11 protein-coding genes are annotated in these 15,258 nt (G+C 68.9%); 5 read left to right on the plus strand and 6 right to left on the minus strand.

Features of this window, described 5'->3' with window-relative positions; genetic code table 11:
- Nucleotides 1–47: 47 nt before the first annotated feature.
- The 4 genes from mtrB (at nt 48) to hpf (ending at nt 5,241) form a co-directional block, all read left to right on the plus strand.
- On the plus strand, nt 48–1,874 hold the full coding sequence (gene mtrB / locus ATM97_RS15020; RefSeq protein ID WP_218718633.1) for an MtrAB system histidine kinase MtrB: 1,827 nt from the start codon (nt 48–50) through the stop codon (nt 1,872–1,874).
- Nucleotides 1,871–3,682 carry an MtrAB system accessory lipoprotein LpqB gene (gene lpqB / locus ATM97_RS15025; protein WP_218718634.1) on the plus strand — a complete coding sequence of 604 codons (1,812 nt, stop codon included), beginning with the start codon at nt 1,871–1,873 and terminating at the stop codon, nt 3,680–3,682. Before mtrB ends, lpqB begins: the two co-directional genes overlap by 4 nt.
- 32 nt (nt 3,683–3,714) lie before the next feature.
- Entirely contained in the window at nt 3,715–4,359 is a 645-nt protein-coding gene (locus ATM97_RS15030) for a ComF family protein (RefSeq protein WP_218718635.1), read from the plus strand.
- A gap of 183 nt (nt 4,360–4,542) precedes the next feature.
- Complete coding sequence (gene hpf, locus ATM97_RS15035; protein ID WP_218718636.1) at nt 4,543–5,241, plus strand: ribosome hibernation-promoting factor, HPF/YfiA family; 699 nt, start codon at nt 4,543–4,545, stop codon at nt 5,239–5,241.
- 55 nt (nt 5,242–5,296) lie between these two features.
- Here hpf and bluB read toward each other — a convergent pair whose 3' ends face one another.
- The 6 genes from bluB to ATM97_RS15065 form a co-directional block, all read right to left on the minus strand.
- On the minus strand, nt 5,297–5,932 hold the full coding sequence (gene bluB / locus ATM97_RS15040) for a 5,6-dimethylbenzimidazole synthase (RefSeq protein WP_218718637.1): 636 nt from the start codon (nt 5,930–5,932) through the stop codon (nt 5,297–5,299).
- A 23-nt stretch (nt 5,933–5,955) separates the two neighbouring features.
- Nucleotides 5,956–7,200, minus strand: coding sequence for a fatty acid desaturase (locus ATM97_RS15045; RefSeq protein WP_218718638.1), 1,245 nt, complete (start codon nt 7,198–7,200; stop codon nt 5,956–5,958).
- A 99-nt stretch (nt 7,201–7,299) separates the two neighbouring features.
- The gene (locus ATM97_RS15050) at nt 7,300–8,700 is read right to left on the minus strand and encodes a fatty acid desaturase (RefSeq protein WP_218718639.1); all 1,401 of its coding nucleotides are present in this window, start codon (nt 8,698–8,700) and stop codon (nt 7,300–7,302) included.
- A gap of 190 nt (nt 8,701–8,890) precedes the next feature.
- Nucleotides 8,891–10,021, minus strand: coding sequence for a ferredoxin reductase (locus tag ATM97_RS15055; RefSeq protein WP_218718640.1), 1,131 nt, complete (start codon nt 10,019–10,021; stop codon nt 8,891–8,893).
- A 124-nt stretch (nt 10,022–10,145) separates the two neighbouring features.
- Complete coding sequence (locus tag ATM97_RS15060; protein ID WP_218718684.1) at nt 10,146–10,667, minus strand: hypothetical protein; 522 nt, start codon at nt 10,665–10,667, stop codon at nt 10,146–10,148.
- Between the two features lie 40 nt (nt 10,668–10,707).
- On the minus strand, nt 10,708–12,117 hold the full coding sequence (locus ATM97_RS15065; RefSeq protein ID WP_218718641.1) for a wax ester/triacylglycerol synthase family O-acyltransferase: 1,410 nt from the start codon (nt 12,115–12,117) through the stop codon (nt 10,708–10,710).
- Between the two features lie 247 nt (nt 12,118–12,364).
- On the opposite strand from ATM97_RS15065, the gene secA reads away from it, so the two are divergent.
- Entirely contained in the window at nt 12,365–15,160 is a 2,796-nt protein-coding gene (gene secA / locus ATM97_RS15070) for a preprotein translocase subunit SecA (RefSeq protein WP_218718642.1), read from the plus strand.
- The last annotated feature ends 98 nt before the right edge of the window (nt 15,161–15,258 follow it).

The following is a 15,258-nucleotide window of genomic DNA, read 5'->3' on the forward strand; positions in this document are numbered from 1 at the left end:
GTGCGCAAACCTTCGTCACGCAGTTGCGGCGATGGGCGGCCCCGGTCATGGCCTGGTTCCAGGCTGTCGGGACCGCGCTGGGCCATCTCTGGCGCCGGTCGCTGCAACTGCGTGTCATCGTGTCCACGCTGACCCTCTCGCTCATCGTGATCACGATCCTCGGTGTCGTGCTCACCGGTCAGATCACCGACCGGCTGCTCGAAGCCAAGATCAACGCCGCCGTCGAGGAGATGGATCGCGCCCGCAGCACGATCGAGGGCAAGCTCTCCGGCGTTCATGACGCGAACAGTCAGCAGCAACAGCTCGCCGACGCCCGCGCCGCGCTGTCCAGCCGTGGCGGCACCGGGCAGTCCAGCGGCGCGGCGGGCAGTTTCGACTCCGCGCTGGCGATGGTCGGCGGCACGCCGCCGCAGGAACTCACCACCGGTCCCATCTCGGAGGTGCCGCAGGAGCTGCGCCGCTTCGTCCAGCGCAACCAGGTCTCCTACCAGTTCACCACCGTCGCCGACCCGGACGGCTATCGCGGGCGCGCGCTGATCATCGGCAGCCCGAGCGCCGAGGTCGCGACCCTGGAGATCTATCTGATCTTCCCGCTGGCCAGCGAGGAAGCGAGTCTGTCGCTGATGCGCGGCACGATGCTCATCGGTGGCGTGGTGCTGCTGGTGCTGCTCGCCGCGATCACCGCGCTGGTCACCCGGCAGGTGGTGCTGCCGATCCGGTCGGCGGCGCGGATCGCCGGTCGCTTCGCCGACGGCAGGCTCAAGGAACGCATGCTGGTGCGCGGCGAGGACGACATGGCCCGCCTGGCGCAGGCGTTCAACGAAATGGCCGAGAGCCTGTCGAACCAGATCACCCAGCTGGAGGAATTCGGCAATCTGCAACGCCGGTTCACCTCCGACGTCAGCCACGAGCTGCGCACCCCGCTCACCACGGTGCGCATGGCCGCCGACCTCATCCACGGCTCCAGCGACGATCTCGATCCGGCGCTGGCTCGCAGCTCCGAGCTGCTGGTCAACGAGCTGGACCGGTTCGAGGGCCTGCTCAACGACCTGCTCGAGATCTCCCGGCACGATGCCGGTGTGGCCGAGCTGCAGGTGGAATCGCTCGACGTGCGGATGTGCGCGCGGGCGGCGATCTCCACGGTGCGGCATCTGGCCAAGGAAGCCGGCGTGGAGGTCGTCATCGATCTGCCCGAGGAGCCGGTCGTCGCCGAGGTCGACCCGCGCCGGGTCGAGCGCGTGCTGCGCAACCTGCTCGCCAACGCGATCGACCACAGCGAGGGCAAGCCGGTGCTGATCCGGATGCGCGGCGACGCCGAGGCCAACGCGGTCGCGACCGTCGTGCGCGATCAGGGCGTCGGCCTGCGGCCGGGCGAGGAGAAGCTGGTCTTCAACCGGTTCTGGCGCTCGGACCCGTCGCGGGTGCGGCGCTCCGGCGGCACCGGTCTGGGCCTGTCGATCAGCGTCGAGGACGCCAACCTGCACGAAGGCAGGCTCGAGGCGTGGGGTGATCCCGGCGTCGGCGCCAGCTTCCGGCTGCTGCTGCCGATGGTGCGCGGCCGTAAACTGGGGGCCAGTCCGCTGGCCCTGGAACCGATGCTGCGCAAGGTCCCCGCCCTGCCCGAGGCCGATCCCGAACCGGATTCCGGCGACCGGGCGGAGATCAGGACCGAGCCCGCGGGCGCGATCGAGACCGAGCCGGCAGGCACCGCGGTCCCCGATGTGATGCCGACCGAGCCCACCGGCACCGGGCCGATCCCCTCGGACGCCCGGACGGACCCGCCCGACGCGCACCCGGCGTCGAACGGGCGCGCCGAGACCACCGGCGCCGAGGACCAGCCGATGTCCACCGAGACCGGAGACCGACAGTCATGACGAACGTGCGGGGTGTGCGCTGGGGGCGGCGGGCCGCCGCGCTGGTCGCGGCCGCGCTGGCCGGCGCGCTGGTCCTGAGCGGGTGCGCCAGCCTGCCGGAGTCCTCGGCACCCCAGGCACTCGGCACGATCAATCGCGCGCCCACCTCGGAGGGACCGCCGCCGCCGACCTCGGGCCGCGACCCCGACCTGCTGGTCGGTGACTTCCTCGCGGCCAGCGCCGATCCGGCCAACCGGCACGCCGCGGCCCGCCAGTACATGGCGCCCGAGACCGCCGGTGAATGGAACGACGAGGCGAGCATCACCATCGTCGATCGCCCCGACACCCTGCGGGAATCGCGCTCCGGCGACAAGGCCAGCTACGTGATCCGCGCTCGCAAGGTCGGCGAGCTGGGCGGCGACGGTAGCTACCGGGCCGTCGAGGGCACGCTCGAGAACAAGATCGAGATGAGCAAGATCGACGGCGAGTGGCGGATCACCGAACTGCCACCCGGCGTCGTGATGGATTCCACCGCGTTCGACAAGACCTACCGCCGCTACGTGCTGCAATACGTCGATCCGGGCAGTTCCGTGCTGGTCCCCGATCCGCGCTGGATCTCGGTGCCGCGCGCCCAGCTGACCGAGCGGCTGATCGGCATGCTCGGCGCCGGGCCCCAGTCGGCGATCGCGCCGGTGGTGCGCAATCAGCTCGCGCAACCGGTGGCCGTGCGCGGCCCGATCGTCAAGGCCAAGGACGAGCCCGGCGAAGTGGGCATCGGCATCGGTGGCGTGCGCATCGACTTCACCGGGGTCGCCCAGCTCGGGCAGAAGGAACGCGAACTGCTCGCCGCCCAGGTGGTGATGACGCTGGCCGGCGCCGACATCCTCGGCCCGTACGTGCTGCTCGCCGACGGCAAACCGCTCGACGACCGGTACGCGGCCGGCTGGTCGGTCGCCGACCTCGACCAGTACAGCGCCTCGGCCCCCGGCCAGAACCGGATCGGTCTGCACGCGCTGCGCAACGGCACGCTGGTGCAGGTCACCCCCGACGGCATCGTCACCCCGAGCGGGTCCTTCGGCGAGGCGACCAACCTGCAGTCGGTGGGCATCTCCGCCGACGGCCAGTTCGTCGCCGCCGTCGCCGACACCGGCAGGCCCGCACCCGAACCCGGCCGCACCCTGCTGATCGGCAACTACGGCGCCAAGGCCTTCGCCGTGGCCGAGGGCACCAGCATCGCCCGGCCGTCGTGGACCTCCGACGGCGGCGCCGCCTGGACGGTGCTCGACGGCGATCGTGTCATCCGTGCGGTCACCGACCGCGCCACCGGCAACGTCTCGGTCCAGGACGTCGACACCACCGCCCTGTTCGAGGGGACGGGCGCGCCGCGGCCGCCGATCAGCGAGGTGGTGGTCTCGCGCACCGGCGTGCGGGCCGCGCTGATCGCCGACGGCAAGGTCTACGTGGCGGTGGTCGAACGTCGTCCCGACGGCAAGTACGCGCTCACCTCCCCGCTGCCGCTCGCGCTCGGGTTGAGCACTCGCGCGGTCTCGCTGAGCTGGGTCACCGGCGACACGATCATGGTGGCCCGCGAGGGCAACGTCGACCCGGTTTTCACCGTCTCCATCGACGGTTCCCAGTTCTCCCCGGTGACCTCGCAGAACCTGACCCCGCCGGTGCGGGTGGTGACGGCCGCGCCCGCCACCCAGTACGTGGCCGACTCCCGCGCCGTGCTGCAGCTGCAGACCGCCGATCCGGCTCGCAACGACCGCTTCTGGCGCGAGGTGCCGGGTCTGACCGGCGAGCGCGTCGTCCCGGTGCTGCCCAGCTGACTTGTCGGTGGGCGCTGTGATACTCGCCCGCTATGAGAGCCCTGCTCGATCTGGTGCTGCCCGTCCACTGCGGTGGCTGCGCGACGGCGGGCGTCGCGTGGTGCCCCGGCTGCGCGGCCGAGCTGAGCCGGGTCCCGGTGCGGGTCCGTCCGCGCACCGATCCCGGCGTTCCGTGCTGGGCGCTGGGCCCCTATCGCGGTCCGGGGCGCCGCGCCGTGCTGGCCGCCAAGGAGCACGGCAGGCGCGACCTGGCCGCACCACTCGGGCTGGCGCTGGCGCTGGCCCTGGACCGGCTACGGGCCCCTGATCGCCCGCTGGTGCTCGTGCCCGCGCCGACCCGATCGGCGGCCGCGCGCCGCCGCGGTGGTGACCCGGTGGCGCGCTCGGCGGCGCAGGCCGCGCGATGGCTGATCGATAGCCGGAGTGTGCCGCTGCTGCGGATGCGGCGCGGGGTCCGCGACTCGGTGGGGTTGACGCCACGCGAGCGTGCCCACAATCTGCGCGACAAGATCATGACCGTGACCCAGCTCGCCGACGCGGCGGTCATCGCGGCGAATGCCGAGGTAGTCGTGGTCGACGACGTCCTCACGACAGGGGCGACTGTCACCGAATCGGTACGCGTTCTTAGTCGAATCGGCGTACTTCCGTGCGCCGTTTTGGTGACCTGCGCGGCTTGACTCCGCGAAATTTGCGTGAACAGTGGCGCACTTGCCCGTGGCGGACTAGCGTCGCGGACACACACCGAACGACAAGTTTGGGAGGTGGCGCCGCGGACATCTGGTGCCGAGCGAATCCCGATCGGCACAGCTCAATCCCGCCGCACTCGCTTCATCGTGTGCGGCCATATCCGGGAGGTACGCGTGACGACTTCTTCACGGGCATCAGTGCGAGATGCTGACCCCACGGCACTGGCTGACAGTGCCGCCGACTCGACCGAGAGCCCGCACGCCGAAGTGGTGGTCTCCGGTCGGAATGTCGAAGTCCCCGACCACTATCGAATCTATGTCGCGGAGAAGCTGGCTCGGCTAGAGCGCTTCGATCCGTCGATATTCCTCTTCGATGTGGAACTTTTCCACGAACGCAACCGTCGTCAACGCAAGGCCTGTCAGCGCGTCGAGATCACCGCGCGCGGCCGTGGACCGATCGTGCGCGCGGAAGCCTGCGCAGACAGCTTCTACGCCGCGCTGGAGTCGGCCACCCAGAAGATCGAGAGCAGACTGCGCCGGACCAAGGACAAGCGGCGCGTCGTGCACTACGGCGACAAGACGCCGGTCTCGGTCGCGCAGGCCACCGCGACGCTGGTGGACGAATCCCTGTTCGCCGCGCCGAACGGCGCCGCGGCGCACGCCCATGCCGAGGAACCCGAACACGAGGACGGTCCCGGCCACATCGTGCGCACCAAGGTGCACACCGCGACACCGATGTCGGTGGACGATGCGCTCTACCAGATGGAACTGGTCGGGCACGACTTCTTCCTGTTCCATGATCGCGAGACGGACCGGCCCTCGGTCGTCTATCGCAGACACGCCTTCGACTACGGCCTGATCCGACTGGCCTGACACCAACACACACCCCTCCGGGCATCCGCTGTCGCAGCGGGTGCCCGGATCGCGTTCAGCCGCCGAAGGTTTCGTGGTGCACGGCTTCGGTGAGCGAGCGACCCGATCGCCACCCGAATCGTTCCAGGTCGGGGACCCGCTGGAATTCGCGCACCGGTCCGACGCACAGCCAGGCCACCGGCTTGATCCCGGCGGGCAGGTCGACCAGCGCGCGCAGGAACTCCGGATCGTAGAACGACACCCAGCCGACGCCGACCTGCTCCGCGGTCGCCGCGAGCCACAGGTTCTGGATGGCCAGCACCGTCGAGTACACGCCGGTCTCCGGCACCGTCGCCCGGCCCAGGATCTGTGGCCCGCCGCGCCGGTCGTCGTGGGTGACCACGACGCCGGTGCCGCTCTCGATGATCCCGTCGATCTTGATCGGCTCGAAGGTCTCGGCCCGATCGGCGGGCAGCGCGTCCCGGAACTCGACCCGCTTGCCCGCGACGTGGTCGGCGAAGCGGCGCAGAGTGTCGGGCTTGCGGACCACGACGAAGTCCCACGGTTGGGAGTTGCCGACGCTGGGCGCGCGGTGGGCGGCGTCCAGAATCCGCCACAGGGTGTCGTCGTCGACGAGCTCGCCGGTGAACTCGGCGCGCACATCACGGCGCAGGCGGATCGCGTCGTAGACGCTCAACTGGTCGGCACACACGCCGACCAGTCAACCGCAGCCGGTCAGGCCATCGAGCGGCGGGCCAGCTTGCGCCCGGCGTCCAGCGCGGTGCGCAGGCCACGGCGACGGCCGGTCACCGGGTCGACGGTGCTGACGGCATTGCCGCCGAACAGCTTCTCGGACTTGGTCTCCGGGGCGTCGTCGGTGGTGTGGCGCAGGTACTTGTTGGGCAGCGACAGCTTGAGGATCGTGCGCCACGACTTGAAGTACTGCACCGGCAGCGACCCGGTGGTGTAGGGCAGGTCGTACTTCTCGGCCAGCTCGCGCACCCGCACGGCGATGGCGGCGTAGCGGTTGCTCGGCAGGTCGGGGAACAGGTGGTGCTCGATCTGGTGGCTGAGGTTGCCGGTCATGAAGTGCATGACCTTGCCGCCGGAGATGTTGGCGCTGCCCAGCATCTGGCGCAGGTACCACTCGCCCTGGGTCTCGTTCTCGATGTCGGCCTTGGTGAACTTCTCCGCGCCGTCGGGGAAGTGGCCGCAGAAGATCACCGCGTTGGTCCACACGTTGCGCACCACGTTGGCGGCCATGTTGGCGGTCAGGGTGGTGAAGAACGAGGGACCGGTGAGCAGCGGGAAGATCACGTAGTCCTTGGCCGCCTGCTTGCCGATCTTCTTGAGCACCAGCTTGCGGTCGGCGTCGAACTGCTGCCACTCGGGCGAGTCCTTGGTCCACTTCTTCTTGGCGACCTTGCCCAGCTCCAGATGCTGGATGGCGACGCCGTACTCGAACAGCATCTGCAGCAGCAGGTTGTAGACCGGGTTGCCCAGGTAGAACGGCATCCAGCGCTGATCGCGGGTGACGCGCAGCAGGCCGTAGCCGATGTCGTCGTCCATGCCCAGGACGTTGGTGTACTTGTGGTGCAGGAAGTTGTGGGTGATCTTCCAGTGCGCCGACGGGCCCGCGTTGTCCCATTCCCACGAGGTGGAGTGGACTTCCGGATCGTTCATCCAGTCCCACTGCCCGTGCATGACGTTGTGCCCGATCTCCATGTTCTCGATGATCTTGGCAGTGCCGAGCAGGGCGACGCCGGCCAGCCAGGCCGGCGGCAGGAAGCTGGCGAACAGCACGGTACGTCCGCTGATCTCCAGCGCCCGCTGTAGGCGGATGACATTGCGGATGTAGCGCGCGTCGGCGGCCCCCCGTGAAGATTCGATTTCGCGGCGGATCGCGTCGAACTCAGCACCGAGAGCTTCGACATCCGCGGCGGTGAGGTGCGCGTATTCCTTGACATCCGAGATCGCCATGCCGGTTACACTACCGTAGGTTACGAGAGCGTAGGTTGGCGATTTCGGGCCCGGATTGTGTGAAACGTCCTATTGCGAAATCGAGATGGAGATGTTATCTCATCCCCGGCGCGCCATCCGCTTGGCCGCTCGGTCGCGCAGCGCGCCGCGCTCGTGCTTGGCCCGCTCGCCGAGGGCGCGCTTGGCTTCGCGCAATGCCAGCTTCTCCTGCCGCGCCCGCGCCTTCAGCGTCGCTTTCGCTTCGCGCAGCACTTCCTTCTCGTGCCTGGCCTTGATCTCCAGCGACACCTTCGCGTCGTGCAGCGCCGAGCGCAGGCCGAAGCGCTTGCCCGTCTCCGGATCGACCCGCAGCGCGTCCGGCAGCGAGATGCCGGCGAACTTGTGCTCCGAGGACGTCTCGGGCGCGTCGTCGGCGGTCCGCTTCAGGAAGCGGTCCGGCAGGGCCAGCTTGTGGATGGTCCGGAACGCCAGCAGGTACTGCTTGCCCAGCGAGCCGGTCGTGTAGGGCAGGTCGTACTTGTCGCACAGTTCGCGCACGCGCACCGCGACCTCGGGGTACCGGTTGCTCGGCAGGTCGGGGAACAGATGGTGCTCGATCTGGTAGCAGAGGTTGCCGCTCATGAACGCCATCACCGGACCGGCCTTGAAGTTGGCGCTGCCCAGCATCTGGCGCAGGTACCACTCGCCCTGGGTCTCGCCGTCGAGCTGCTCGATCGTGAACTTCTCGGCGCCGTCGGGGAAGTGGCCGCAGAAGATCACCGCGTAGGCCCACAGGTTGCGGACCAGGTTGGCGGTCGTGTTCGCCTTCAGGGTCGACTTCCAGGCGGGACCGGTCAGCGCGGGGTAGAGCACGAAGTCCTTGACGACCTGGCGGCCCGCCTTGCGGGCGAACTCCTTGTTCGGCTCGGAGAGCAGCTGTTTGGTCGGAACTCCGGCCAGCTCCTTCTCGATGCCGAGGTCGTGCAGCGCGATGCCCCACTCGAAGGTGGCCGCGAGCAACAGATTCGCCGCGGGCTGCACCAGATGCTTGGGGTGCCAGGCCTCGTCGCGGGTCATCCGCAGGATGCCGAAGCCCAGATCCTCGTCCTTGCCCAGCACGTTGGTGTAGGTGTGATGGGAGTAGTTGTGCGCCCGGCGCCACTGCGCCGAGGTCCCGGTCATGTCCCACTCCCAGCTGGTGGAGTGGATCTCCGGATCGTTCATCCAGTCCCACTGCCCGTGGCTGACGTTGTGCCCCAGCTCCATGTTCTCGATGATCTTGGCCACCGACAGCAGCGCCGTGCCGCCGAGCCAGGCCCAGCGGTTGCGGCTGCCGAACAACACCGCGCGTCCCGCCACTTCCAGCGCGCGCTGGGCGGCGATGGTGCGACGGATGTACTTCGCGTCGCGTTCGCCGCGGGAGGTCTCCACCGAACGGCGGATCGAATCGAGTTCTTTCCCCAGGGTCTCGATGTCGGCCGACGTGAGGTGGGCGAAGGCCTGGATATCGGTGATGGCCACCGGGGTCCTCTCTGTTGGTGTGGCGGCTGGTCGGGTCGGAACGGAGACGGGCCGAGAACGGCTGGCTGTGCCGCGTTCTCGGCCCTCGTGCGCCGGTCGGCGCGTGGTAGCCGGGACCAGCCGCTGTCGGCCATTCATATGGCCGACGCATTACTCCGAGGGTACCTGGTGTCCGAAGTGCGTGGGGTGCTCAGATGTCGAGCGTGCAGTCACCCGCGGCGGCGGAGATGCAGGTCTGCACCTTGTCGCCCGGCTGACGTTCGTCACCGTTGCGCAGGTCGCGGGCGTGTCCGGCGGACAGGGTGACCACGCAGGTCTGGCAGATGCCCATCCGGCAGCCGAACGGCAGCTGGACCCCTACCGACTCGCCCGCCTCGAGCAGGCTGGTCGCGCCGTCGGCGGAGACGGTGCGGCCGGTGGTGCCGAAGGTCACGGTGCCGCCCTCGCCGATCGCCGAGCGCTCGACCTCGAAGCGCTCGATGTGCAGCTTCTCGGCGATTCCGGCTGTCTTCCAATGCTGTTCGATCGCGTCGAGCATCGGGGCCGGGCCGCACGCCCAGGTCTCGCGCTCACGCCAATCGGGGTAGAGCTCGTCCAGGCTCGCCAGCGAGAACAGGCCCTGCGCGTCGGTCAGCTGCAGGTGCGAGACGAAGCTCGGGTGCTTGTCGTGCAGCGCCCGCAGCTCGGCGCCGAACATCACATCGGCGTCGGTGGGCGCCGAGTGCACGTGCACCACATCGGAGACGCCGTCGCGCCGATCCATCGTCCGCAGCATCGACATCACCGGGGTGATGCCGCTGCCCGCGGTGAGGAAGAGCACCTTCGCCGGCGGCGGCTCCGGCAGCACGAATCCGCCCTGCGGCGCGGCCAGGCGCACGATCGTGCCCGCGGCCACCCCGTTGACGAGGTGGCTGGACAGCTTGCCCTCCGGCATCGCCTTCACCGCGATGGAGATCAGCCGCTTGCCGCCCTCGCCGGTCCAGTCCGGCGGACAGGTCAGCGAGTAGGACCGCCAGTTCCAGCGGCCGTCGATCAGGATGCCGATGCCGATGTACTGGCCCGGCTGGTATTTGAAGTCGAAACCCCAGCCCGGCTTGATCACCAGGGTCGCCGAATCGGCGGTCTCCTTCTGTACCTCGACGATCCGCCCGCGCAGCTCCCGCGCCGACCACAGCGGGTTGGCCAGATGTAGGTAGTCGTCGGGGAGCAGGGGAGTGGTCACCCGGGCTACCGCGCCACGCAGCACGTTGAGCTTGCCGCCGCGGTCGCCGACCTGCGCGGCCGGTGCTTCGAGCCATTCCCGGAACTTGTTCATGACCATGCTTGCCGTTGTCTCCCTGTCCTGCCGTCGAGCCGCGGTGGGGCAGCTCGCTCGCAGCCAGGTTACGGCATCGTAGGTTTGATGGCAGTGGCAGCGGTGATCACGGCGTTGATCTCGGGAGATGTCACAGCAGGTCGAGCAGGAACGGTAGTTCCTGGGTGGCGTACCAGGCGAGCTGGTGGTCCTCGGCGTCACCGAGGACGAACTCGGCGTCGGTATCGCCCAGATCAGCGGCGTCGATGACGTCGACGGCCTTGGCGACCTGCGGCTCGGCCTCGGCCAGGTCGACGTGCACCGACGCCACCTGGTCGTAGGTGATCGGCCCGGCCAGCTTCACCACCGCGTCGTCCAGATCGGGCCGCAGCTTCGCGCCGGCGACGTCGGCGGCGATCACCGCCCGCCGGTAGATCGGGCTGCCGGGGTCGGCCGCCTCGCCCTCGGCGGTGGCGTCGTCGGCCGCGTCGTCGAGGCCATCGCGTTCGGCCGCGAGCAGCCGCATCGACGCCCTGGCCGCCTCCTGCATCGCGACCTCGGCCAGTTCGTCGTCGTCGCCTGCGGCGTAGGCCTCGCGCAGCGCGGGTGTCACCGCGAACGCGGTCGCGCCGAGCGGGAACACCTCCCGCTCGTCGACGAGCCTGCGCAGCATCGGGATCGTCGCCGGGATGTAGACGCGCAGCTTGCCGTTGTCAGATACAGGCACCGAGCAACTCCTCCATCGATTCGTGCACCGACGCCGCCAGGACGTCGATGTCGGCCATGGCGTCGCGGTCGGCGTTGAGTCCGTAGAAGACCTGACCGTCGTACGAGGTGAGCCCGAAACTCAACGTCTGATTGCGCAGCAGCGGCGATACCGGATACATCTCCAGCATGCGCGCCCCGCCGATGTACATCGCGGTCTGTGGTCCCGGCGCGTTGGTGATCACCAGGTTGAACGTGTTGTCGGCGAAGGTACTCGCCGCGCGCACGCTCATCGCGTGCAGGCTCGCCGGGGCGAACCCGGCCAGGTGCACCAGCGTGCGAGCCCGCACGCCACGACGCTGCCGACCTGCGGCTTCGGTGGCGTGCGAGATGTGGGACAGGCGCATCACCGGATTCGGCTCGCCGACCGGCAGATCGATCAGGAACGAGGAGACCTCGCTGGCCGGGGTCAGCTGGTCGCCGCCGTCGACGTAGACCGACATCGGCACCACGGCCCGCAGGTTGTCCGATTCGACCAGGGCCTCGTTGCGTGAGAGCAGCCAGTTGCGCAGCGCGCCGGTGACCACGGCGAGCACCGTGTCGTTGATCGAGCAGTCGAAGTGGCGCCGGATGGTCCGGTAGTCCTCGAGGTCGGTGCGCACCACGTCGAACCGCCTGCTGCGCGAGGTACGGGCGTTGAGCGGGCTGTCGGCGACCCCGGAGGTCGCCGCGCGGACCGCGTTCGTCGCCGCCTTGACCGCCATGCGCGTGCCCCGGACCAGCCCGAACGCGTTCGACCCGGCGTCGCGGGCGACCTCGTAGGCCTCGCGCGGCTGCGCGGCCAGCTGGGACAGCGCGCCCGCCAGCAGCTCCACGTCGGTGGGTTCGCGCGGGGCCCGCCACGCGTCGTCGGCCAGTTCGCGCGGCAGCGGGCTGTTGTCGAGGATCACGTGCCCGATCTCGAGGGCGGTGTCGCCGTCGACGAGCGCGGAGTGCGATTTGGTGAACACCGCGCTGCGCCCGTCGGCCAGCCCCTCGATGAGATACATCTCCCACAGCGGCCTGCCCTGATCGAGCGGGCGCGAGGCGAGCCGGGCGACCAGGTCGTAGAGCTGTTCGTCGCTGCCCGGACCGGGCAGCGCGGAGCGGCGGATGTGGTAGCTGATGTCGAAGCGGCTGTCCTCCACCCACACCGGCCTGCCCAGGGCGAGCGGGATCTCGCGCACCTTGCGGCGGTAGCGCGGCACCAGCGGCAGCCGGGATTCGACCAGGTCGATGAGGCCGTCGTAGTCGAGGACCTGGCCGGTGACGCCGGTTTCGGTGTTCTGGAGGATCGCGAGAGAGCCGATGTGGATCGGGTTGCTGCTCGACTCGAGTCGGTAGAACGACGCATCCTGCGGCGTCAGTCTCGTGATCACGCGCTCCGCTACTCCTTCCGGTGCCGCACCGCGCAGATCGGGCACGTGCCTCATCCTACGTCACCGTAGGTGAATCGCGGTGCCGGGCAAGGAGCCTCCTCGGCGCGCGTGACCTGGGCCGATGCCATCGCCCGGTACACCGGGCACGGGTACTCCCGGCCGGGTACGGTGGTCTGCGGACTACCATGGCCCATAACACCGTGGCTCACTAGCCGAACACACTCCGACCAGAGGACTGACGAGACCCGTGCCTGCGCTGACACTGACGAGGTTGCTACGGATTGGTGAAGGTCGCATGGTCAAGCGCCTGTCGAACCTCGCCGACGAGGTCATCGCGTACGGCGAGGAGATCGAGCAGCTGACCGACGACGAGCTGCGCGCCAAGACCGGCGAGTTCAAGCAGCGCTACGCCGACGGTGAGACCCTCGACGACCTGCTCCTCGAGGCGTTCGCGGTGGCCCGGGAGGCGTCCTGGCGGGTGCTGAACCAGAAGCACTACAAGGTGCAGATCATGGGCGGCGCCTCGCTGCACCTGGGCAACATCTCGGAGATGAAGACCGGTGAGGGCAAGACCCTGACCTGTGTGCTCCCCGCGTACCTGAACGCGCTCTCCGGCGAAGGCGTGCACGTCGTCACCGTCAACGACTACCTCGCCAAGCGCGACGCCGAGTGGATGGGCCGCGTGCACCGCTTCCTCGGCCTCGAGGTCGGCGTGATCCTCGGCGGCATGACCCCGGCCGAGCGTCGGGTGGCCTACCACGCCGATGTCACCTACGGCACCAACAACGAGTTCGGCTTCGACTACCTGCGCGACAACATGACCCACTCGCTCGACGATCTCGTCCAGCGCGGGCACAACTTCGCCGTGGTCGACGAGGTCGACTCCATCCTCATCGACGAGGCCCGTACCCCGCTGATCATCTCGGGCCCGGCCGACGCCTCGTCCAAGTGGTACGCCGAGTTCGCGCGCATCGCGCCGCTGCTGAAGAAGGACGTCCACTACGAGGTGGACATCAAGAAGCGCACCATCGGTGTGCACGAGGCGGGCGTGGAGTTCGTCGAGGACCAGCTCGGTATCGACAACCTCTACGAGGCCGCGAACTCGCCGCTGGTGAGCTACTTGAACAACGCCATCAAGGCCAAGGAGCTCTACACCCGCGACAAGGACTACATCGTCCGCGACGGCGAGGTCATCATCGTCGACGAGTTCACCGGCCGCATCCTGGTCGGCCGCCGCTACAACGAGGGCATGCACCAGGCGATCGAGGCCAAGGAGAAGGTCGAGATCCAGCCGGAGAACCAGACGCTGGCCACGATCACCCTGCAGAACTACTTCCGCCTCTACAACAAGCTGTCCGGTATGACCGGTACCGCCGAGACCGAGGCCGCCGAGCTGCACTCGATCTACAACCTCGGCGTGGTCCCGATCCCGACGAACAAGCCGATGGTCCGCAAGGACCAGGCCGACCTGATCTACAAGTCGGAAGAGGCCAAGTTCGCCGCGGTCGTCGACGACGTGGTGGAGCGGCACGAGAAGGGCCAGCCGGTCCTGATCGGTACCACCAGCGTCGAGCGCTCGGAGTACCTGTCCAAGCAGTTCACCAAGCGCGGCGTCGCCCACTCGGTGCTGAACGCGAAGTTCCACGAGCAGGAAGCCCAGATCATCGCCGAGGCCGGTCGGCCCGGCGCGGTCACCGTCGCCACCAACATGGCCGGTCGTGGTACCGATATCGTGCTCGGCGGCAACGCCGACATCATCGCCGACATCCTGCTGCGCAAGCAGGGCCTGGACCCGGTCAACACCCCCGACGAGTACGAGGCCGCCTGGCACTCCGCCCTCGAGCAGGTCAAGAAGCAGACCGAGGACGACGCGGAGAAGGTGCGCGAGGCCGGTGGTCTGTACGTGCTCGGCACCGAGCGGCACGAGTCGCGCCGTATCGACAACCAGCTGCGCGGTCGTTCCGGTCGCCAGGGCGACCCGGGCGAGTCCCGCTTCTACCTGTCGCTGGGCGACGAGCTGATGCGCCGCTTCAACGGTGCCGCGCTCGAGGCGATCATGACCCGCCTGAACCTGCCCGACGACGTGCCGATCGAGGCGAAGATGGTCTCCAAGGCCATCAAGAGCGCCCAGACCCAGGTCGAGCAGCAGAACTTCGAGATCCGCAAGAACGTCTTGAAGTACGACGAGGTGATGAACCAGCAGCGCACCGTCATCTACGGCGAGCGCAACCGGATCCTGCGTGGCGAGGACATGGAGGGTCAGGTCCAGAACATGATCACCGATGTCGTCGCGGCCTATGTCGACGGCGCCACCGCCGAGGGCTACGTCGAGGACTGGGACCTGGACAAGCTGTGGACCGCGCTCAAGACGCTGTACCCGGTGAGCCTGGACCAGAAGGAGCTGGTGGGCGAGACCCACACCGGCGACGCAGGCGAGCTCACCCGCGACGAACTCCGCGAGGCCCTGCTCGACGACGCGCACACCGCCTACGAGAAGCGCGAGCAGGAGATCGACGGCCTGGCCGGCGAGGGCGCGATGCGCAACCTGGAACGTCAGGTCCTGCTCTCGGTCCTGGACCGCAAGTGGCGTGAGCACCTCTACGAGATGGACTACCTCAAGGAGGGCATCGGCCTGCGCGCGATGGCCCAGCGCGACCCGCTGGTCGAGTACCAGCGCGAGGGCTTCGACATGTTCGCCGCGATGCTCGAGGGTCTGAAGGAGGAGTCGGTCGGCTTCCTGTTCAACCTCCAGGTCGAGGTCCAGCAGCCCCAGCCCGAAGGCGTGTCCGTCGGCACCGGCCTGCGCTCCCCGGTCGGCGCCCGCCCCCAGGACACCCCCGTCGAGACCCAGGCCCCGCCCGCCCTGCGCGCCAAGGGCATCTCCGATCAGGCCCCCCGCGGCCTGAACTACTCGGGTCCCGCCGAGGACGGCCGCGCCGAATCCCATTCCGACGCGCAGGAATACGGCGGCCAGCAGCCCGGCACCCGCCGCGAACGCCGGGAGGCCGCCCGCGCTGAAACCAAGGGTAAGCGCCGTCGCTGACGCACTCTCGATAGCTAGACCCACCGAGGCCCCCGCACCCGCGGGGGCCTCGGTCTTCGTTGAAGCAGCTGAAATCCGACCGGCCGCACCGCGGTTCG

Source organism: Nocardia sp. MH4 (genome assembly GCF_019266065.1).
GTDB lineage: Bacteria > Actinomycetota > Actinomycetes > Mycobacteriales > Mycobacteriaceae > Nocardia > Nocardia canadensis.

Bases quoted from the DNA above. Each gene is read 5' to 3' on its own strand.
- mtrB (WP_218718633.1), top strand. From the start codon at position 48: ATGGCCTGGTTCCAGGCTGTCGGGACCGCGCTGGGCCATCTCTGGCGC.
- ATM97_RS15030 (WP_218718635.1), top strand. From the start codon at position 3,715: ATGAGAGCCCTGCTCGATCTGGTGCTGCCCGTCCACTGCGGTGGCTGC.
- ATM97_RS15045 (WP_218718638.1), bottom strand. From the start codon at position 7,200: ATGGCGATCTCGGATGTCAAGGAATACGCGCACCTCACCGCCGCGGAT.
- lpqB (WP_218718634.1), top strand. From the start codon at position 1,871: ATGACGAACGTGCGGGGTGTGCGCTGGGGGCGGCGGGCCGCCGCGCTG.
- ATM97_RS15060 (WP_218718684.1), bottom strand. From the start codon at position 10,667: ATGCTGCGCAGGCTCGTCGACGAGCGGGAGGTGTTCCCGCTCGGCGCG.
- ATM97_RS15055 (WP_218718640.1), bottom strand. From the start codon at position 10,021: ATGGTCATGAACAAGTTCCGGGAATGGCTCGAAGCACCGGCCGCGCAG.